This is a genomic window from Streptomyces sp. NPDC050619, assembly GCF_040654815.1.
In the GTDB taxonomy this organism is placed as follows: domain Bacteria; phylum Actinomycetota; class Actinomycetes; order Streptomycetales; family Streptomycetaceae; genus Streptomyces.
In genome coordinates this window covers 1-20,965 of the sequence record NZ_JBFAIR010000036.1, presented here as the reverse complement: position 1 = coordinate 20,965, position 20,965 = coordinate 1, and the positions used below count along the sequence as shown (strand labels likewise).

The following is a 20,965-nucleotide window of genomic DNA, read 5'->3' as shown; positions in this document are numbered from 1 at the left end:
GGGCGGGCCAGGGAATTCGACGGGCCCGGGGTGTCCCGGGTATCGGAGCGGGGTGGGGAGGTTGGGGTTCTCGGGAGGTCCGGGGCAGGGCAGGAGTCCGGGCGGGCCGGGGGACTTGACGGGCCCGGGGTGGGCGGGGTGTCGGAGCGGGGGGAGGTCGGGGGTCTCGAAGGGGCCGGGGTGGGCCAGGTGTCGGAGCGGGGTGGGGAGGTCGGGGATCTCGGGAAGCCCGGGGCAGGGCAGGAGTCCGGGCGGGCCCGGGGACTCGGTGGGGGCGAGGTGGCCTGGGGCTCCGAGGGGGGCGGGGAGTCCGGGCAAGCTGCGGTGCCCGAGAAGCCCGTAGTTCGTGCCCGGCCGGGTGACGTGGCGCGCGCGGCGCTGCGGCGGGCCGTCGCCGCCAGGCGGGGCGGGTCTCCGGACGCCGACGACACCGAGGACTCGGACGACGGTGCTGTGCCGGACACAGGCTCCGGCAGCGCGGCCGACGGTACTTCGGGCGCGGTGCCGGACGCAGGCTCCGGCAGCGCGGCCGACGGTACTTCGGGCGGGTCGGCTCGGGACGCGTCCGCCGGCGGGGTCGGTCCGGGTGGCATCGAGCAGGCCGGCTCGACGGCCGAGGGCGGTGCAGACCGGCGGGGCGCGCGTCCCGCGGATGTCGCGCGCGAGGCGCTGCGGGCTGCTCGCGCCGAGGGGCGGCAGGCCCGGACGGATGCCGGGGGCGAGGAAGCGGAGAGCACGCGGCGTCCGCGTCGCACGCCCGCTCCCGCTTCGGGGGCTCGAAGCGGAGGACCCGGCCGCCCTGCCGGCGTTCGGGCGCGGGACGTACGGGAGTTGCTCGAGGGAGCTTTCCAGATGCCCACTACGGCGTCCCTGCCGGGGGAAGAACCTACCGAATCAGGGCCTGCCCCCTCCGCGGAAGACCCGGCACGAAGCCGGCACGTCAACGCCCGGGCTGACCACCCGAGTTCGGCTGAACGGCCCTCCACACCGGGGCCCGCCTCGGCCCCGTCACCTCAACCCGAGACGCCGGAAACCGCCGCACCCCTCGCACCCTCCGCACCCCCGCCGTACCGAACCGACACACCAACGTCCGCGCCGACCTCGCCCCAGCACCCCCCAACCACCCCCGCAGCAAGCCCCACTTCGCCCCCGCCCCCCACCGACACCCACCCCCCGAACCCGCCCGCCGCCCCTCCCCGCGTCCCTCGTTCCATGGCGGCCCCCGGCCGCGACGGCGACCTGCGTCGCACCTACCCCGCCTTCCCCGCGCTCCCGCCCCGGGCATCGGGTGACGTCGGATTCGCCGAGACCTGGTGGGGCAATGCGTGGGTCGCCGCGCTGGAGGAGGGCGCGTTGGACGCCAAGCGGCTGGCGCGCGGCCGAGCGTACGCCGAGCAGGGGCACGTGGACGCCATCACGGTGACGCCCGGGCTCGTCCTCGCCTACGTGCAGGGGAGCCGCCCGAGGCCGTACCGCGTACAGGTGCGGCTGCGCACGCTCGACGACGCCGACTGGGAGCGGTTCCTGGACAGCGCCGCCGACCGGCCGGGACACATCGCCGCACTGCTCGACAAGGAGATGCCCCACTCCCTCGCCGACTCCGGAGTGCCGCTGCTGCCGGGCCCGGGCGATCTCGAACCCCTTTGCAGCTGCCCCGACTCCGGTCATCCCTGCAAGCACGCCGCCGCCCTCTGCTACCAGACCGCACGCCTGCTCGACGCCGACCCCTTCGTCCTGCTCCTGCTGCGCGGCCGCGGCGAACGCGAGCTGCTCGACGCCCTGTCCCGGCTCAGCGCCGCCCGCGCGGCCCGCGCCGCACAGGAACAGGGGCCCGCGCCGTTCCCCGGCGTACGGGCCGGCGAGGTCCTCGCGTCCCGCCAACTCCCGCCCCTCCCGGCGCCGTTGCCGGTTCCCCCGCATCCCGGGCAGCCCCCGGTGTACCCCGCGACCTCGGGCGGCCCGGACGCCTTCGCCCTGGACCAGCTGGCCACCGACGCGGCGGCCCGCGCCCACGCCCTGCTCACCACCGGCCGCGACCCGGTCGGCGAGCTGACCCTGTGGCAGGACGCCGTGCGGCTCGCGGCGGCTCGCCCCGGTTCGGGACTCACCGCCGGCACTCGCGCCCTCTACTCCTCGCTCGCCTCCGCCGTCGGCCGCACCCCGGCCGAGCTGGCGCGCGCGGTCGCCGCCTGGCGTCAGGGCGGGTTGGAGGGCCTCAGCGTCCTCGAGGAACCCTGGGACCCGCCCGCCGGCCGCTTCGACCGGGCCCGCCCCCTCCTCCTTGCCGCCGACCTCCCGGCCTTCCGCCCCTGGCGCAACCACCTCACCCACCCCCGCGGCCATGTCCAGCTCCGCCTCGGCCGCGACGGCCTGTGGTACGCCTACGAATCGGAGCCGGGCCACGACGACTGGTGGCCCCGCGGCACCCCGGACCTGGATCCGGTCGGCGCCCTGACGGGCCTCGGCACACCGAGCGACCTGTCAACTACCCGTCACTGAAGTTCACCCTGCCCGCAGGAGGCGGCCCATCTCCCAGGCCCTCCGCCAGCTCATGGAGTGCTAACCCTCGACGAACGTGACCGTCTCGTCGAGCGGAGCCCGGCCCGTGCGAGCGTCAACCACCGTGACGTCCTCGAAGCCGATCGACATGCCGCAGAAGAGCATGAGCTCGTCCGGAGGTGACAGGACCTCCGCGACGGTCTCGCGATACACCGACCACGCCATCTGCGGGCAACTGTGCAGCCCTTCGGCGCGGAGCAGCAGCATGACGGTCTGTAGATACATGCCGAGGTCGGCCCATTGGGCCGAGCCCATGTCGCGGTCGATGTAGCAGAACAGAGCGGCGGGCGCGCCGAAGCATTGCCAGTTCGCGGACGCGGCCCGCTGGCGCGCTTCCCAGTCCTCGCGCCCGATGCCGAGTGCGCCGTAGCGCTGCGCGCCGAAGGCGGATCGGCGCTCGCGGTACGGGGACTTCAGTGCCCGCGGGTACATCTCGTACTCCCGCTCGTCCCAGGGGTCGTCTGCGGCCACGCGCTCGCCGGCGCGCTTCTTGAGCTCGGCCAGCGGCCCGCCGGTCAGCACATAGGCGTGCCACGGCTGGATGTTCGATCCGGACGGCGCCCAGGCCGCGGCGGACAACACGCGCTCCAGAACCTCTCTCGGGACAGGCCGGTCGGTGAATCCGCGCACTGCCCGTCGGCTCGTGACTGCCTCATAGACGTCCAAGGCTGCCTGCCTTTCGATCCGATCGACGTGTCCACCAGATGACAGTCGGGGACCGGAAAACGTGACAGGGCGCCGACGTGGGAGGATCGGCGACGGCGACCGCCGGCTTACGCGCGGACCCAGCGGTGGTAGGCGTCCAGGTCGACGTTGCCGCCGCAGATGATGGTGGTCACGTGGCGGCCGGCGAAGCGGTCACGGTCTTCCAGGATGGCGGCGACGCCGAGGGCCGCCGAGGGTTCGACGACCAGGCCCGCGCGTTCCAGGAGCATCCGCATGCCCGTGACGATGGACGCCTCGTGGACCAGGACGGCGTCGTCGGCCACCGTGAGGAGATCGTCCAGGACCGCGGGGATGGGGTACCGGCCGGCGACGCCGTCGGCGATGGTGTCGGTCGAGTCGGTGGTGACGACCCGGCGCTGGTGCCAGGAGCGGGTCATCGCGGGTGCGCCGAGGGGCTGCACGCAGATCACCTCGACGTCCGGCGAGAGGGTCTTCAGGACATAGCCGACGCCGGTGGCCATCGCGCCGCCGCCCAGGGCGATCAGGACGACGTCGAAGGAGGACGCCCCAGACGCCCCGCTCGCCAGTTCCAGGCCGATGGTCGCGGCGCCCTCGCAGGTCTCGATATCGAGGCTGTCCTCGACCAGCCGGACGCCGCGCCGTCGCGCGATACTCACGGCCCGTTCGCGGGCCAGCTCGAAGTCGCCGTCGACGAGTTCCAACTCCGCACCCAGCGCCCGGATCCGCTCGAGCTTGGCCGCGGGTGCCCTGCGTGATGCCACGACCGTCACGTCGAGGCCACGGCGGCGACCGGACCAGCCGAGTGCCTGGCCGAGGTTGCCGGCGCTGGCGCACACCGCGGCTGTGCGTCCCTGGTCGGTCAGCAGGCCGGCGACAAGTTCGGTGCCGCGGGCCTTGAAGCTGCGCACCGGGTTCGCCGTTTCCAGCTTGATACTCACCGTGCAGCCGAGCTCGCGTCCCAACGCGTCGCACTGGTACAGCGGAGTATCCAGAAAGACCGGGTCGATTTCCCGGCGGGCCGCGCGGATCCGGGCAAGATCGAGGCGCGTCGTGAGCATGACCAGAAACGTACCGCAATCGGCGTCGATAACCGCCACAGTCCCGGGTCCGGCCGTACGACATCATGGACGAACTGGGCCGGCCCGACGCCGAGCCCCACGCCAGGACACCCTCCCCTCAGGGCCCTGCCCCCTGTCTATGGCTGGAGGTCGCGCTGGTACCACGTGCCTGACTTGCCGCCGAGATCGGCCGGGGTGGCAGGGCCGACCGGGACGAACCCCGCCTTGGTCAAGACGTTCTGGGACGCGGCGTTGTCGTGGGAGGTGGCCGCCCGCAGTGTGCGCAGGCCGTGCCGCGCGGTCGCCATCCGGCACAGCTCCAGGACGGTCGCGGTCGCCACTCCGCGGCCGGCGACCTGCTCCGCGACGCGGTAGCCGAGTCTGGCAGTGCCGTCCTCCAAGTCGTACAGGTTGAACCTGCCGGCCACTGAGCCGTCCTCGGCGACGAGCACGTAATAGGCGCAGCTGCCGGCCTCCTGCTCGGCCAACAAGGCGTTGTACCCGTCGGTGAACTGGTCGAAGAAGTCGTCGCCGCGGTCGGAGATCGAGGCAGCGAAGTAGGTGCGGTTCGCCAGCTCGAAGGCCAGAACCGCCGGGGCGTGGCCGGCGTGCAGCCGCTTGAGCTCGGGCATTGCCCGACCCTACCCACATCGTGCGCTGAGGCCACCTGAGTTTCCGCCGGCGGCAGACAGTCCCAAGGGCCAGACCACATAACGATCTGCTGCCGGAGGCATGGATTCCCCGCCGCCGGTCCGCGAGCAACGGGCCGTGCTGCGCCACCGGGCCCAGCTGGTGCCGTTGCCGACTGAGGACGGCTGCGGCTGGCTGGACGCGCTGCCGCTGCCGACGGCCTCGCTGTGCGGTGGCCGCCGACCCGCACACCACGCAGAGGTGACAATGAGGGTTTTCAACGGTGCCGCTCCAGAGTGAGGACGGCCTTGGTGATTGACGTTATGCGGTTCGGGCTGCAGCGGGCGCGACGGAAGATTCGCCAGGATTTCAGGCGGGCGACTGCTCGTTCGACGGGTACGCGAGCGGCGGACAAGGCCCGGTTGACCGTCTGCTCGGTCGTGGTGAGTTCGCCTTGGGGCGGCCGGCGCTTGGGGGTGGTGACCCACTCGCCAGCGCCGATGTAGGCCATGTCGGCGAGGACGGGGACGCCCTGACGTTCACAGATCCTGATGATCTTGTGGGTGCGGGCGGCGGTCAGGTCATGTGTGCGGCCGGGCAGGACGGGTGAGAGCCACAGCGTGCGACCGGCCGGATCCGAGATGACCTGCACGTTCACACCGTGCCGCTTGTGCTTCGTCGAATAGTCCGCGCGCCCGTCGCCGACCCGGTCGCACTCGGCGAGCGTGCCGTCCACGAGAACGTAGTCGGGGTCTGTCTCGCGTAGGACCTTCAGCAGGCCGGGCGCCTTGTCGGCCAGGTGCTCGACGACGGTGGTGACGTACGCGTGGGCGGTGCCGACGGAAATACGGAAACCCGCGGCGAGTTGAGTGAGGGGGTCGTGCCGGCGCAGGTATGCCAGAGCGATCACCGCACGCTCGGACGGCCGGAGTTTGCAGCGCCGGTCACCCTCACGGGTGACGATCAGCATCGTCACCCACTCCACGAGTGCATGCGGCAGGTCGAGTGCGGCAGGATACGGGACCAACAGGGTTCCTGAGCTGGAGAGTTGAGACCTAGACACCTCTCTCAACGGCACGGGGACCCTGTCCGTTGCCTACGGTCCCGCCGTCACCCCTCCGGGGGCCACTCTGAAAACCCTCAATGATCGACCGGCTGCCGGTGGCGGGTGGATTCGCCAACCTCCTGAGAGGTCAGCTTAGTTGTGACCACAGAGCGCGCTCGGCCTCGCTCAGGGGGACGGTGGGGATCGCGCGCTCCGGGTGACCGGACGGCAGGCCGACCACGAGGTCCGTCGGGGCGGGGGTGGGGCAGGGGCCCCGGTCCGGGGCAGGGAGGAGAGCCACGGATCCGATTGAGATCGCGCCCCAGGCGAGGCCCAGAGTCTCCCAGTCCGGCACGGCTCCGCGAAGGGCACGGCCGATGCGTGACCAGAGTCTTCCACTCATCGTGATCTCCCCGTAGCCGCGCCATGGCCTGTCGCCGATGAGCCGTTGACCTTCACTGAGGAGAGGGTGCGGGAGAGTTCTTAAGCGGCGATCGAGAGGGCTCTAAAGCGGCGCCAAAGGCAGCTGTCCATGAAACGTTTGGCTTGCCCACTGTCCGGTATCGGCGCATTGCAGTAACCAGATCGACGCATCGTGGTAACCAGCATGCGCAACCACTGGTTAGGCCGGGTGAAGTCTCCTGTTCATGGTCGTCCGAATTGGTGCCGTAGTCCGACTGGTCGAACGAGGCAGGCCCGCACGTGTGTGGCCTGATTATGCTCCTCATGCGTGGCCGGATGACGTGGCTTTGTCGAGATCGACACCGTGGGTACAGTGGCGGTGGCTGAATCTTTACGACTTGAAGGGTGCCTTGTTGAAGAGTTGAGCGGATATGAACGGTCACGAGCGTGGAGTGATCTATGGCCCGGGGGAGGGTTCTTGTATGGCGCATAATGCGCATTTGCAGGACAATCGGTCAAATTCCGTTTATCGAGACGAGCTCAACAGGCTATTGATGATGCTGGACTCGGTCGGTCAGAACGCGTCGCGTGTGGTTGAGATAGTCGGAGATCCGGGAAGCGGCAAGAGCAGATTGGTCGCCGCACTTGTGCGGGAGATGGCTCTTCGGAATCTCCATGTTCTGGTCGGTCGATGTGCGGAGTCGGAGAAGAACATGATTCTTCATCCGTTTATGCACATTCTGCGCTGCTCTTCCGCGTCGCAACTCCACGATCGGCTCCCCTTTGGTGGCGTGGAATTACTAAATTCGTCGCAGGTCGAATACGCTGATCTCTATCAGTCCGTACGGGCACTGCTCGAGTACTGCGCGGAGAAGGGCATGCTCGTGGTGCTCGACGACTTTCACCACGCCGACCAGGCGTCGGTGGGACTCCTCGACCACCTGGTCAGGTTCCCCGTGCCGCGGCTTCTCCTGGTGGTCCCGCACCGTCCCCGACAGACCTCGGTGCGACTGCGGAGTGCGTTCGCCCATGGGGTGGAACTGGGCACCGTGGAGCGGATCCAGCTCGGCCCGCTGTCGATCGGACAGTCGGCTGAGATCCTCGGTGTGGCACCGAACGACCAGTACCTGCGTCGCCTGCACCGCCAGAGCGATGGTGTCCCGGCGTACCTCCTGGCGCTGGCGGAGACGGGCGACCACGGTCGGCTCGGCGGGCCGGGTGGTGCCCACGGCCACCTCGCCGACCGGCTGCTCGGCGAACTCGCGGCCCTTGAGTCCGACGAGCGCACCCTGCTGAGAGCGGCCGCCGTCATCGGCGACCGGTTCAATCTCGGCACGCTCGAAGCCATCGCGGGGCTCGACTGCGAGCGGGCAGGGGCGGCGATCACCGGACTCGTCGCCCGCGACCTGGTCCGGCCCTCGGGCGCGGTGCCCGAATACACCTTCCGGCACCCGATGGTGCGCCGCCTCGTGTATGCCGAGACCGACCCGCTGTGGCGCAGATCGGCACACCGCAGAGTCCTTGCGGTCCTGGTTGACCAGGATGCCCAGGCGGGCGAACTCGCCGTTCATGTCGAGCAGTTGCTGCAGCGGCCGGTCGTCGGCGATCTGCCCCTGCTCACCCGCGCCACGGAGCAGGCCATCGCCACCGTTCCCGCCTCTGCGGCACGCTGGCTGAAGGTCATGCTCCGGGCGATACCGGAGGGCGAGCGGCACGGCACCGAGCGGCTCAGGCTCTCACTCAAGCTCGCCTGGGCACTCGCCGCCTCCGGGCAGGCGGCACAGAGCCGCGAACTGTACCGGGAGATGCTTCAGACGCTGCCGGCCGAACCGAGGGCTGTACGCGCGGCAGCGGTGGTGCTCTGCGTTCAACTGGAGTGTGCGCTCGGCCACTACGCTGAGGCCGGGTATCTCGCGCAGGAGGAACTGAACCGGACGCCGGCGGATGCGCGGGAGCTCACTGAGCTGATGCTGGCCCGCAAGTTCGTTGCCGACATGAAGGACAAGAGCCAGTCGCGTGCCCTGACGGAGCGGTGCATGCAGTTGGCACGTAGCCAGGGCGACCGGATCAACGAGGCTGGTGCGCTCGGTATGGACGCGCTGGACCGGCTCTTCGACGGCGACATCACGGGTGCGGTCGAAGCCGTCGGTGAGGGCGCTGCCATTGTTGACAGACTCGCGGACCGGGAGCTCTGCCGGCACGCCGAGTACCTCGCGACCCTCGGCTGGGCGGAGCTCTACCTGGACCGGTTCGCCGATGCGGAGCGGCACTTCCAGCGGGCTTACGACCTGGCCAGGCAGAATGGCGCCCCGCACCACCTGCCCGCCATCCTTCTGGGCCTGGGCGCCACCTACTCGCACACCGGCCCGCTCGACGAAGCCATGCGCTCGGCCACCGAGTCGGACCGGATGGCCCGTGCGATGGGCGCCGACCACGTCCGGAGCATGGCCCTGGCGCGTGAGGCGGCCTGCGTGACGGTGGCCGATGCCGGGGGTGGCCACAAGGCGGTGGCGCTGGCCGAGAAGGCGCTCAGGCTCCTCCCGCCGGACTGCAAATACGGCCGCACGGACGCCGTGCTGGCGCTGGCGGAGGCAGCCTTGATGGCGGGTGACCCGTTGCGGTGCACCGCGCTGATGCTGGACCTGGGCGGTGGGAAGAGCATGCTGGGCGTGCCGCTCATCCAGCGGGCGCGCTGTGTGCAGACACTGGCCGAGGCGGCGGCAGCGAGCGACCCCGCCTCGTTGCCCGGGATCGCCGGGGCGGCTGCCGCCGCCGCGGACCGCACCGGGGTGGGTTCGCATCGCGGCCACGCCCTTGCCGTCGAGGCGCACATGTTTCGGGCACAGGGCGAACATCACCGCGCGCTGCACCGCTACCGGGCTGCGGCGCAGGTCTTCTCCCGGGCTCGGATGGATGTGGTGCGGGCACGCATGACCGCTTTCGCCGCCCACTGCGCCATCGAGTTGGAGGCCTCCGACGAGGCGGCGGGGCTGTTGGTGCTCGCCCGGGAGTTGGCTCGCAGGAGTGGGGCCTGGCACACGTACCAGCAGGCAGGGCTACAGCGGCGGGAACTGGCTCACTTGGCCCGGGGCGGCGGGGACGGTTCCGAGGAGGACGGCCTGACCGAACTGCTGACCACCCGCGAGGCGGAGATCGCCAGACTCGCGGGACGAGGCGAGCGGACGAAGGACATCGCGGAGAGGCTGTCCCTGAGCCCGCGTACCGTGGAGACCCATCTGACGCACATCTACCGCAAACTGCGCGTCAAGTCCCGTGCCGCGCTTGCCAGTCGCATATCGGAAGGATACGAGGTGACCGGCAGGGCATGAGGGCGTCGGCCGTAGGCCGCACCGGGGCGCGGCGCTCAGGCGCGCTGGCGCGCGGCGTCGGGGTGCCCTGTCTGTGCGGTGCGGATGAGGCGCCCGTGCCGTCCGCGGTACGAGACGACAAAAAGAAGGGACGCCGAAGCGTCCCTCGCACAACCGACACCATGGTGACGCCGCCGCGGCGGACGTCACCATGGTGGCCAGGCACCTACCAGGTGCCGTGATGCGGGAGCGACGGGGCGCTCACCTGCGCGGGCTCCTAGGAAGCATCCCGGAGAAGAGCGATGGCACGCTCCGGGCAGGCGCTTGCCCCGTTCTGGGCGGCCGGCCGCAGCTCGTCGGCCACTTCGAAGCTGCCCGCTTCGTTCATACCGCTGTCGGGGTTGATCTTGTACACCGCCGGGCTCATCACCTGGCACAGGCCGTGGCCGTTGCACAGGGACCCGTCCACCCGAATCCTGACCATGGACGCGTCACCCGACTGTCAGGTCGAGGCGGTCCATGCCGCGGACGGGGAGGTAGTGGTGCCTGCGAGTCGAGCCCGGAGTCACGTGGTACTTCGGGATCAGGCGGTGCCACTCCTCCAGCGCCACCGTGAGGATGCGCCGGGCGAGGTGCATGCCCAGGCAGCGGTGCGGGCCGATGCCGAAGCTCAGGTGGCGCACCGCTGATCGGTCGAAGTCCACCTGGTCCGCGTGGTCGAAGGCCTCGGGGTCGCGGCCCGACATCCCCCACGACATCAGCACCTGGTCGCCGGCGCGCATGGTGACACCGTGGCGCTCGACATCCTGTGTCAGCACGCGCGCGGAACTGCCCATGGCCTGGTAGCGAATGAGCTCCTCGATGATCAGCGGCAGTCTCTGCGGCGAAGTGGTGATCAGTTCCTGTACTTCGGGATGCTCCGCCAGGTACAGGAGGATCAGGCCCAGGATGGCGTTGGTGGTGTCCAGGCTCGCCAGCATGGTCATGAAGACGACATTGACGATCTCGTCCTGGGCGAGGTCCCGACCCTCGAACTTCGACTTCAGCAGCAGGCTTACGACGTCGAACCGCTCCTCGAAGCCCTCGGCGCGGCGCCGGTCGACTGCCTCGGAGAAGAAGTTCCACAGCGGCTTGCTGGCCGCGTACCGGTCCTCGTCGGTGTTGCGCATCACGTTGTTGCGCAGCCAGTCCTTGTGGTCGAGGAGCTGCTGCAGGTTCTCGCGGCCGATACCGAAATTGATGAGGAAGGTCTCGGCGGGGAGCGGAACGGCGAACTCGGCGATGGCTTCGGTACTGCCGCGCTTGGCGATCGGCTCGATCAGTTCGACGGCGGCCTGGCGGATCTGCGGGGTGATCTGGTTGACGACGGAGGGATTGAACACCGTGGTGAGGGTCTGACGCCACAGACGGTGCTCCTCACCGTCCAGCTGAACCGGAATCTGCTTGTCACGGTAGAGCTGGATGTGCGGAATGCTGACTTTCCCGTTCGAGAAAATCTCGGGGCTCTTGGCCGCCCACTCGATGTCCTCGTACCGGGTCAGGATCCAGAAGCCGCCGAGCTCCTCCGATCGAATGATCGGCGCGGATTCACGCAGCTTGTCGAACTGCGAGACCGGGTCCTCCTGAAGCCACGGCTGGAAGAGGCTCCACCGATGTCCGAGTTCCTCAACTGTCTGCGGCGGTTCGGTCATCATGGACGGCTCCTCACCAGTCATGGGCACGCTTTGCCCCGACGGTGACCGGCCGGACTAAGGGACGTCTTGCAGAGATCTAAAGGCGACCGGCGCCACGCGCCTTAGAACTGCCGCAGATCCGCTTTAGGACCCCTTCCTAGCGTCCCAGCGCAGAGGCCGACGCAAGGAGAGAAGGATGACCATGGAGCAGAACAAGCAGGTCGCGCAGGATTTTCTGCACGCCGTCGGGCAGGGGGATGTGGCCGCCGTCGACAAGCTGCTGGCCGACGACTTCACCTGGCGGGTGGCCGCCGCTGTGCCGGAGAGCCACCACCCGCTGCCCGCGATCCAGACGAGGGAAGAGTTCCTTGCGGGCGTGAGCGGGATGCGCGACGTCTGGGTCGACGGGCTCGTCTACCGGATCCACGGCGTTCTGGCCGACGGGGACAAAGTGGCGATCGAGGCGTCCGGTGAGGGCTCGACCCTCGGCCTGGATTTCCGTAACCGCTACTGCTTCTTCCTGGAGTTGCGCGACGGCCTGGTGGCAGGCGGCCGCGAGTACCTCGACTTCGCCTATCTGAAGGCTTTCCAGGCGCGGATGGCCGAGAGGATGTCCCAGACCGGCTGAGCCGATGCCGCAAGGGCCGGCCCGACCGGCTCTGGGACGGCTTCGGAACATTTTCAGACCGACTTTAGCCGCGCCGTTCAGATTCCTGAGTACCACGAACACCTCTCTCCGACCCTCGCGTATTCGCCGAAGGGACTGACTTATGAGCACGCCCGAGGTACGCATCCTGGCGGCCGGCTCGGCGCTGCCCGGGCCGCCGGTGGACAACGCGGCCCTGGCCCGGAGGTTCGACATGGACGCCTCCTGGGAGCAGTGGGTCGATGTCTTCATCGGCACCCGGTCCCGTCACCTGGCCGTCGACCTGGAGAGCGGTGACGTGCGCTTCTCGCTCGCCCAACTCGGCGCTACGGCCGCCCAGCGCACGCTGGACGCGGCCGGCCTGCGGCCTCAGGACGTCGATGTGATGGTGATGGGCACCGCCACGCCGGACCAGTTGATGCCGGCCACCGTGAACATGATCGCCGAACGGCTCGGCATCGACGAGATCCCCACCTACCAGCTCCAGTCCGGCTGCACGGGCGCCATCGGGGCGCTCGACATGGGCCGCCAGCTGCTGCGCACCGGCGAGTACCGCACCGCCCTCGTGCTCGGCGGCGACGTCTGCGCCAAGCACTTCGACGTGGACTTCGACCTGCGGAGCATGGCCCCCACCGAGCTGGTGAACGTCGTGCTCTTCGGCGACGGAGCCGGGGCCGCGGTACTGACCACCGAGCCGGTGGCCGACTCCGCCTTGGTGCACGGCGTACTCAACCGCCTGACCGGGCTCGGCCGTGCGCCGGGTCAGGTCGTGGACTGGTACGGCCAGTCCAACCGAAGGCCGTCCACCCCTGCCCTCCAGGAGGACTACAAGGCCATCGAGCAGCTGGTGCCCGGCATGGCGGTGGAGGTCCTCAAGGAGCTGCTCGACCGCCTCGACTGGACCGACACCGACGTGGACTACCTGCTCGCGCCGCAGCTCTCCGGCACCATGACCGACCGGATCGTGCAGGAACTCGGGCTGCCCGGCGCGGAGGACATCAACTGCGTGGCCGAGATCGCCAACATCGGCAACGCGGCACCGTTCGTCCAACTGGAGCGGGTTCTGCCCCAGATGGCCCCCGGTGACCGCGCCATCGGTATCGCCATCGAGTCCAGCAAGTGGATCAAGGCCGGCTTCGCCATCGAAAAGGTCTGATGTGATGGAGACGCTCGCTGAACTCGTCGCTGCGCACCGCTCGGGGGAACTTGCCGCGCGGTACCCGGAGGTACGAGGCCTCCTCGCGCACCTGTCCGGCACGGAACTGGTCCGCGCGGGTCAGCTCCTCGCCGCCCTCGACACGGATCAGGTCGCCAAGGAGAACCCGGACCTCCCCCAGATCCGGGTGTCCGTCACCGGAAGCGGCACCGTCAACTCCCTCTCGGCGCCGCTGACGGCCGAACTGGCCCGCCACGGACTGCTGTTGCGGTCCTACTTCGCCGACTTCGGCAGCTACGTGGCCGAACTGTCCCTGCCCGACAGCGGACTGTGGGCCGACTCGCCCGACCTGGTGCTGTGCCTCCTGGACCACAGGGCCGTCCTCGACGAGGTCCCCAGCCCCTGGCAGGCCACCGACGCGGCGGCCGCCGTCGAGGCCAAGGTGGGTCTCGTCCGCGGACTTGTGGAGCGTTTCGCCGCCCGGGGCAGCGGCACCCTCGTCCTCAACACCCTGCCGCTTCCGCAGACCGTGCTCGCGCAGCTGGTGGACCACCGCTCCCGTGCCCGGCTGAGCGCCGCCTGGCGGGAGGCCAATGCCACCCTGCTGCGGCTGGTCGACGCGTACCCGGGTGTCGTGGTGCTCGACCTGGACGCCCTCCTGACCGGAGGCATCCCGCTCACCGAGCCCCGGCTGAGCAGTTACGCCAAGGTGCACCTCTCACCGGCCCTGCTCGCCCAGTACGCCCGGCAGGTCGGGCACCTCGCAAGGAACGTTGCGGGCCGGACCAAGAAGGTCCTCGCGCTCGACCTGGACGAGACCGTCTGGGGCGGCGTTCTCGGTGAGTGCGGCCCTGAGAACATCGAGGTCGCCGGGACCTACCGCGGCGAGGCCTTCCGGGCGTTCCAGAAGGCCGTCAAGCAGCTGGCCTCGCAGGGGGTGCTGCTGTCCGCGGTCAGCAAGAACGACCTGGAGCCGGTCCGTGAGACCCTCCGCACGCACGCCGAACTCACGCTGCACGAGGACGACTTCGTCCGGGTCATCGCCAACTGGCGCCCCAAGCACGACAACCTGACCGAACTGGCCACCGACCTCAACCTCGGTGTCGACAGTTTCGTGTTCGTGGACGACAGCCCCTTCGAAACGGGCCTGATCCGCCACGAACTGCCCGAGGTCGCGGTCGTGCAGGTCGACACCGAGCCCGCCCTGCACGTGGAGCGCCTCCTCGAGGACGGCTGGTTCGACGTCGTACAGGTCACCGAGGAGGACCGTGCCCGGCCCGCCAAGTACCGCGACGAGCTCGCCCGCAATGACTTCCTGCAGAGCTTCGACTCGCTGCGGGACTACCTCAGGGAGCTGAAGGTCTGGGTCTGGCTCGCCCCGGTCGAAGCGGCCCAGGCGCCGCGGATCTCCCAGATGACCCTGCGCACCAACCAGTTCAACCTCACCACCCGGCGCCTCCAGGAGCCGGATGTCACCCGGCTCCTCGACGACCCCGACGCAACCGTCCTCGGCATCCGATCCGGTGACCGTTTCGGCGCCAACGGGCTCGTCGGCGCTGTGTTCCTGCGCCGCGAGGGATCCACTGTGGAGATCGAGAACTTCCTGCTCAGTTGCCGGGTGTTCGCCCGCGGCATCGAGCAGGCCTGTCTGTCCGAGGTGCTGCGGCAGGCAGCGGCCGGCGGCGCCGACCGCGTCACCGCCCGGTACCGGCCAACCGCAAAGAACGGCAAGGTCGCCGACTTCTATCCCCGGCACGGCTTCACCGCGCTCTCCCAGGACGACGCGACCGGATCGCTCTTCGGTCACGACCTGGCGGAGATCCCCGTGAATCCCGCGCACCTCCAGCTGACCACTCCCGCCGAAGGGACCACCGAGTGAACACCGTCGACGAGTTCGTCACCCTTGTCTGCGACGAGGTGGGCCTGCTGGTCACCGCCGAGGACCTGGACTCAGGACTCGACCAGGTGGCCGGGTGGGACTCGGTGCACCTGCTCACCCTGATGGTGGCCCTGGAGCGCAGCACCGGACGCCCCCTGTCCATGCCCGACCTGCTCGAGGCACCGACCCTGGGCCACGTCTACCAGCTGGCGGTCCGCCCATGACCGGCCGTCCGGTGGCCCGGCAGCGACGCCAGACGCTGTACTTCCTCGAGCAGATACGCCCCTTCTCACCGGTCTTCCTCGACACCGAGGTCGACATGAGCGAGGTGCTGCGGCACCGGACGTCGGCGCGCGAGCACGGACATCGCTACTCCGTTGTCAGCTATGTGCTCCACGCCGGCGCCCGGGTGCTCGCCGCGCACCCCGAAGCCAATGCGGCGATCCAGGGACGCGTACGCCCCCGTATCGAGCGCTACGCGCAGGTCAACGCCAAGCTGGCACTCGACCGCACCCTCGACGGGCAGCGGGCGGTGCTCTCCGCCGTGCTGCCCGATCTGGCCAAGGCCGACCTGGCGCGGATCCAGGAACAGGTCGCGCACTACCGGGACGGCGATGCCGAGCGGATGCCCGAGTTCGCGGGCGTACGCAAGCTGCAGACCCTGCCGGTCCCCGTCGGCCGGTTCGCCTTCCGGCGCTTCGTCGCGCCCCTGGCCCGGCGCGCCGAGGTGTTCGGGACCTTCGCGGTCACCTCCCTCGGCCACCGCTCCGTCGACAGCTTCCACTCCGTCGGCGGGACCACGGTGACTCTCGGCGTCGGGCGGATCCTCACCCGGCCCGTGGTCCGGGACGACGCGGTGACCACCGCCCCGGTGCTGCGGCTGAGCCTGTCCTTCGACCACCGGGTGATCGACGGGGCAGAGGCGGCCGACATCCTCACCGAAATCAAGGACGCACTCGAGCAGTTCGGCGAGCAGCCATGAACGATGTCGCGGAACTCAAGCAGTTCATCGTCGTGCACGCCAAGGCCCAGGGCCTCAAGCCCGAGGACTACCAGCCGATCCTGGACCGGATCGCCGGCGACACGGACGGCGCCGCCGACTCGTGGGCGCACGTCTGGCGCACCGCGGGTGCGGAACGGGAAGCCGCCGGCGACGTCTTGCAGGCCAACCGCCGCTATGTGATGGCCCGTTTCCCCTATGTGGACGGGCCCGGGCGAGCCGCCGCCCAGCAGAGCTACCTCAACGCCTTCGAGCGGTGGAGCAAGACCCAAAAGGACCTCGAACCGCTGGAGATAGGCGTCGGCGCCGACCGGATCCGCTGCTGGGCGACCGGTCTGTCCACCACCGCGCCGCGCCCGCTGGTGCTCATCATGGGCGGCATCATCAGCGTCAAGGAGCAGTGGGCGCCGACGCTCCGGCTCGCCAACAGGCTCGGACTTGCCGCCGTGGTCACCGAGATGCCCGGCGTCGGCGAGAACACCCTGCGCTACGACGCCGACAGCCCCGGCATGATCACGGCAGTGCTGGACGCGGTCGCCGACCGCGCCGACACCGCCCGCACCACCGCCCTGGCCCTGAGCTTCAGCGGCCACCTCGCCCTGCGCTGCGCACTCACCGACCGCCGCATCCGCGCAGTCATCACCGCCGGCGCGCCGATCAGCGCATTCTTCACCGACCAGACCTGGCAGCGGCAGCTCCCGAAGGTCACCCTGGAGACGCTGGGCCACCTCGCCAACACCCCCACCGAGGAGCTCGGCCGCGCTCTGCTGCCGGGCATGGCGCTCACCGAGGACCAACTCGCCGCCCTGGACATCCCGGTGTACTACCTGGCGAGCCTGCGGGACGAGGTGATCCCGCCCGAGGACCTGGCCCTGCTGCGCCGCACCGTCCGCGATCTGCACGTCCTGGCCAACGACGACGTGCACGGATCGCCCGGGCACGTCCTCGAGAGCCGGCTCTGGATCGTCCAGTCCCTGATGTTGCTGACCGGCGGGCGGGGTGTCCGCCCCGCGCTCCTTGGCGCACTGCGGCGACTGCTGCGCCTCCGCTCAAGCTTTCGTACCCAACGATAGGTAGGCAAGTTCGACCATGGGTGAACACCAGCACACGTCGTCGACGTCGGCCGAAGCGATCGCCATCGTCGGAATGTCCTGCCGGCTGCCGCACGCGGCGAACCCGGCCCAGCTGTGGCAACTGCTGAGGGACGGCCGCAGCGCGATCGGCGAGCCTCCCGTCCATCGTCCCGAGCTGCCGGCTCGGCCGGGCGGCTACCTCGACGACGTCAGCGGCTTCGACGCCGGCTTCTTCGGGATCAGCCCGCGCGAGGCGTCGGCGATGGACCCCCAGCAGCGGCTGATGCTCGAACTCGCCTGGGAGGCGCTGGAAGACGCCAGGCTCCTGCCGGCCGGGCTCGCCGAGAGCAGGACCGGGGTCTTCGTCGGCGTGTTCGCCGACGACTACGCGGCGCTCACCCACCAGCGTGGCAGCGAAGCCATCACCCAGCACACCCTGACCGGGCTCAACCGCGGCATCATCGCCAATCGCATCTCGTACACGCTGGGCCTGCACGGACCCAGCGCGGCCGTGGACACCGGCCAGTCGTCGTCCCTGGTCGCCGTTCACCTGGCGGCCGAGAGCCTGCGGCGGGGCGAGTCCTCCGTGGCCATCGCCGGTGGTGTCAACCTCAACCTGGTGGCCGACAGCACCGTCGGCGCGGAGAAGTTCGGCGGCCTGTCACCAGACGGCCTCAGCTTCACTTTCGACGCACGGGCCAACGGCTACGTACGCGGCGAAGGCGGCGCCTTCGTCGTCCTCAAGCCCCTGTCCCAGGCCGTCGCCGACGGCGACCCCGTCTACTGCGTGCTGCACGGCAGCGCGATGAACAACGACGGCATGACCGAGGGCCTCACCGTCCCCGGCCGCACCGGCCAGCAGGACGTCCTGCGGCAGGCCTATCGGCGCGCCGAGGTGTCCGGCGATCAGGTGCAGTACGTCGAACTCCACGGCACGGGCACCAAGTTGGGCGACCCGATCGAAGCGTCAGCATTGGGCGCCGTGCTCGGCGAGGGCCGCACCGGCGGCGCCGAACTCCGGGTCGGATCCGTGAAGACCAACGTCGGCCACCTGGAAGGCGCCGCCGGCATCGTCGGCCTGCTCAAGGCCGCGCTGTGCATCCGCCACCGCGAACTGGTGGCGAGCCTGAACTTCGAGACCCCCAACCCCGAGATTCCCTTCGACGAGCTGAAGATCGCCGTCCAGCGGAACCGCGAGCCGTGGCCGCGGCCAGACCTGCCGCTCTACGCGGGCGTCAGCTCGTTCGGCATGGGCGGCACCAACTGCCATGTCGTGCTGTCGGACTGGCAGCCCGAGGCGCTCGAGACCACCGTGGCGGAGGAGTTCCCTGCTTCGGGCCTGGTGCCGTGGGTGGTGTCGGGCAAGTCTGCTGCGGCTGTTGCGGGGCAGGCGGGTCGGCTGGCTGCGTGGGTGGAGGAGCGGCCGGGGTTGGGTGTGGCGGCGGTGGGTCGTTCGCTGGCGGTGTCGCGTGCCCGGTTCGAGCACCGTGCGGTGGTGGTGGGTGAGGGGCACGAGGGGCTTCTTGCCGGTGTGCGGGCATTGGCGTCGGGGGACGTGGCGGCTGGTGTGGTGTCCGGCCGTGTGGGGTCTGAGGGTGGTGGGCTGGCGTTCTTGTTTTCGGGGCAGGGGAGTCAGCGGTTGGGGATGGGGCGGGAGTTGTATGGGAGTGAGCCGGTGTTTGCGGCTGCTTTCGATGAGGTGTGTGCGGCTCTTGATGTGTATTTGGGTTGTTCGCTGGCTTCGGTGATTTCGGGTGGGGCGGGTCCGGAGTTGTTGGGTCGGACGGGGTTTACGCAGCCTGCGTTGTTTGCGGTTGAGGTGGCGTTGTTCCGGTTGGTGTCGCATTACGGTGTTGTTCCGGATTATGTGGTGGGGCATTCGGTGGGTGAGATTGCGGCGGCGCATGTGGCGGGTGTGTTGTCGTTGGGGGATGCGGCGCGGTTGGTGTGTGCGCGGGCGCGGTTGATGGAGGCGTTGCCCGCGGGTGGTGCGATGGCGGCTGTCGGTGCTGATGAGGGCCGGGTTGTGGGGTGGCTTGAGGGTCGTGCGGGTGTGGGTGTCGCGGGGGTGAACAGTCCGTCGGGGACGGTGGTGTCGGGTGATGAGGCCGCGGTTGTTGAGGTGGTGGAGGTGGCGCGGGCGGCGGGGGTGAAGGCGACGCGTCTGGCGGTGAGTCATGCGTTTCATTCGGCTCGGTTGGACGGGATGCTGGCTGAGCTGACGGATGTGGCACGTGAGTTGACTTTTCAGGTGCCGCGTATTCCGGTGGTGTCGAATGTGACCGGTGGGCTGGTGGAGGAGTTCACCGCGGAGTATTGGGCGGAGCAGGCGCGTTCGGCGGTGCGGTTCGCTGATGGGGTGGCGACGCTGCGGGGTTTGGGGGTGTCGGCGTTTGTGGAGCTGGGTCCGGATGCGACGTTGTCGGGCCTGGTGCGTGAATGCCTCGCCGGCGAGGCTGGTTCTGGGGGGCCGGCTGGGTCGGTTGTGGTGGTGCCGGTGTTGCGGCGTAAGCAGCCCGAGCGGCGGGCGTTCTTGTCGGCTCTCGCGGGTGTGTATGTCCATGGGGTGGAGGTGGACTGGGCGGGGTTCTCTCCGCGTGGTACGGCCGTGGTGGATCTGCCCACGTATGCCTTCCAGCGTGAGCGCTTCTGGCTGGACGGGGCCCCGGCGGACCCGGTGCGGCCCGCGGCCATACCCGCCGTACCCGCCCTCGCGCAGGAGCCCGCCTCGGCCGCGCCGCGCGGTGACGAACTGGAGTTGGTCCGTGCGCATGCGGCCGCCGTGCTCGGTCACGGTTCGCCGCGCGACGTGGACATCTACACGGCGTTCAAGGAGCTCGGCTTCGACTCGCTCTCGGCCGTCGAACTCCGTAACGCGCTGAGCACCGCCACCGGTCTCTCGCTGCCTGCCGGTCTGCTCTTCAACTACCCGACCATCGCGGCCCTCGCGGACCACCTGCGTGACGAGCTCGGGGGCGTGGACCAGGCCATCGAGGATTACGAGGCGGTCGCACTGGACGAGCCGATCGCCATCGTCGGCATGGCGTGCCGGCTGCCGGGCGGCGTGGCCTCGCCCGAGGACCTGTGGCGTGTCGTCAGCGACGGCGTCGACGCGATCGACGGCTACCCGGCCAACCGCGGCTGGGACCTCGACGCACTCTTCGACCCCGACCCGGAGCGAGCCGGAACCTCATCCGTCGACAAGGGCGGTTTCCTGTACGAGGCGGACCGTTTCGACGCCTCCTTCTTCGGCATCAGCCCCCGCGAAGCGGCCGCGATGGACCCCCAGCAGCGGCTGCTCCTCGAGACCGCCTGGGAGGCCTTCGAGCGGGCCGGTGTCGACCCCGCCGCGCTGCGCGGCACGCGTGCCGGTGTGTACGTGGGTGCCACCGCACAGGAGTACGGGCCGCGCCTGCACGAGCCGTCGGGCGGACACGACGGTTATCTCCTCACGGGCAGCACCGCCAGCGTGGCCTCGGGTCGTCTCGCCTACACCTTCGGTCTCGAAGGTCCCGCGGTGACGATCGACACGGCGTGCTCGTCGTCCCTGGTGGCGCTGCACCTGGCGGCCCAAGCGCTGCGCCAAGGGGAGTGCTCCATGGCGCTCGCCGGCGGTGTCACGGTCATGTCCACACCTGGAATGTTCGTGGAGTTCAGCCGTCAGCGGGGTCTGTCGCTAGACGGCCGGTGCAAGGCGTTTGCGGCGTCGGCGGATGGCACGGGCTGGGCCGAGGGTGTGGGTCTGCTGGTGCTTGAGCGGTTGTCGGATGCGGAGCGCAACGGTCACAAGGTGCTTGCGGTGGTGCGGGGTTCGGCGGTCAACCAGGACGGTGCCAGCAATGGTCTGAC

General features: G+C 69.8%; 16 protein-coding genes. 9 read left to right on the top strand and 7 right to left on the bottom strand.

Going from position 1 to position 20,965, the window contains the following annotated elements:
• Positions 1-324 precede the first annotated feature (324 nt).
• Positions 325-2,499 carry an SWIM zinc finger family protein gene (locus AB0I77_RS41175; protein WP_363288042.1) on the top strand — a complete coding sequence of 725 codons (2,175 nt, stop codon included), beginning with the start codon at positions 325-327 and terminating at the stop codon, positions 2,497-2,499.
• Positions 2,500-2,559: 60 nt separating this feature from the next.
• Here AB0I77_RS41175 and AB0I77_RS41170 read toward each other — a convergent pair whose 3' ends face one another.
• From AB0I77_RS41170 to AB0I77_RS41150, 5 genes are all read right to left on the bottom strand, one after another.
• Complete coding sequence (locus AB0I77_RS41170; RefSeq protein WP_363287965.1) at positions 2,560-3,225, bottom strand: nitroreductase; 666 nt, start codon at positions 3,223-3,225, stop codon at positions 2,560-2,562.
• A gap of 107 nt (positions 3,226-3,332) precedes the next feature.
• On the bottom strand, positions 3,333-4,304 hold the full coding sequence (locus AB0I77_RS41165) for a pyridoxal-phosphate dependent enzyme (RefSeq protein ID WP_363287964.1): 972 nt from the start codon (positions 4,302-4,304) through the stop codon (positions 3,333-3,335).
• 137 nt (positions 4,305-4,441) lie between these two features.
• A complete protein-coding gene (locus AB0I77_RS41160; RefSeq protein ID WP_363287963.1) occupies positions 4,442-4,936 on the bottom strand; it encodes a GNAT family N-acetyltransferase in 495 nt (164 codons plus the stop codon).
• Positions 4,937-5,211: 275 nt separating this feature from the next.
• A complete protein-coding gene (locus AB0I77_RS41155) occupies positions 5,212-5,961 on the bottom strand; it encodes a transposase family protein (protein WP_363287962.1) in 750 nt (249 codons plus the stop codon).
• Between the two features lie 166 nt (positions 5,962-6,127).
• The gene (locus tag AB0I77_RS41150) at positions 6,128-6,382 is read right to left on the bottom strand and encodes a DUF6059 family protein (RefSeq protein ID WP_363287961.1); all 255 of its coding nucleotides are present in this window, start codon (positions 6,380-6,382) and stop codon (positions 6,128-6,130) included.
• Between the two features lie 430 nt (positions 6,383-6,812).
• Here AB0I77_RS41150 and AB0I77_RS41145 point away from each other — a divergent pair, with 430 nt between their 5' ends.
• On the top strand, positions 6,813-9,710 hold the full coding sequence (locus AB0I77_RS41145) for an AAA family ATPase (protein ID WP_363287960.1): 2,898 nt from the start codon (positions 6,813-6,815) through the stop codon (positions 9,708-9,710).
• 256 nt (positions 9,711-9,966) lie between these two features.
• Here the strand turns inward: AB0I77_RS41145 and AB0I77_RS41140 are convergent, their stop codons facing one another.
• On the bottom strand, positions 9,967-10,173 hold the full coding sequence (locus AB0I77_RS41140; protein ID WP_363287959.1) for a ferredoxin: 207 nt from the start codon (positions 10,171-10,173) through the stop codon (positions 9,967-9,969).
• A 7-nt stretch (positions 10,174-10,180) separates the two neighbouring features.
• Positions 10,181-11,383: a cytochrome P450 gene (locus AB0I77_RS41135; protein ID WP_363287958.1), complete on the bottom strand. Its 1,203-nt coding sequence runs from the start codon at positions 11,381-11,383 to the stop codon at positions 10,181-10,183.
• Positions 11,384-11,558: 175 nt separating this feature from the next.
• Here AB0I77_RS41135 and AB0I77_RS41130 point away from each other — a divergent pair, with 175 nt between their 5' ends.
• From AB0I77_RS41130 to AB0I77_RS41100, 7 genes are all read left to right on the top strand, one after another.
• Entirely contained in the window at positions 11,559-11,990 is a 432-nt protein-coding gene (locus AB0I77_RS41130) for a nuclear transport factor 2 family protein (protein WP_363287957.1), read from the top strand.
• A gap of 142 nt (positions 11,991-12,132) precedes the next feature.
• Positions 12,133-13,164 carry a 3-oxoacyl-ACP synthase III family protein gene (locus AB0I77_RS41125; RefSeq protein WP_363287956.1) on the top strand — a complete coding sequence of 344 codons (1,032 nt, stop codon included), beginning with the start codon at positions 12,133-12,135 and terminating at the stop codon, positions 13,162-13,164.
• Between the two features lie 4 nt (positions 13,165-13,168).
• Entirely contained in the window at positions 13,169-15,043 is a 1,875-nt protein-coding gene (locus AB0I77_RS41120) for an HAD-IIIC family phosphatase (protein ID WP_363287955.1), read from the top strand.
• Positions 15,040-15,267, top strand: coding sequence for an acyl carrier protein (locus AB0I77_RS41115; protein WP_363287954.1), 228 nt, complete (start codon positions 15,040-15,042; stop codon positions 15,265-15,267). Before AB0I77_RS41120 ends, AB0I77_RS41115 begins: the two co-directional genes overlap by 4 nt.
• A complete protein-coding gene (locus AB0I77_RS41110; RefSeq protein ID WP_363287953.1) occupies positions 15,264-16,025 on the top strand; it encodes a 2-oxo acid dehydrogenase subunit E2 in 762 nt (253 codons plus the stop codon). The genes AB0I77_RS41115 and AB0I77_RS41110 overlap by 4 nt, the downstream gene beginning before the upstream one ends.
• Positions 16,022-17,116, top strand: a complete 1,095-nt coding sequence (locus tag AB0I77_RS41105) for an alpha/beta hydrolase (RefSeq protein WP_363287952.1) — start codon at positions 16,022-16,024, stop codon at positions 17,114-17,116. Before AB0I77_RS41110 ends, AB0I77_RS41105 begins: the two co-directional genes overlap by 4 nt.
• Before the next feature lie 16 nt (positions 17,117-17,132).
• The coding region (locus tag AB0I77_RS41100; RefSeq protein ID WP_363287951.1) for a beta-ketoacyl synthase N-terminal-like domain-containing protein at positions 17,133-20,965 on the top strand (3,833 nt) is incomplete at its 3' end.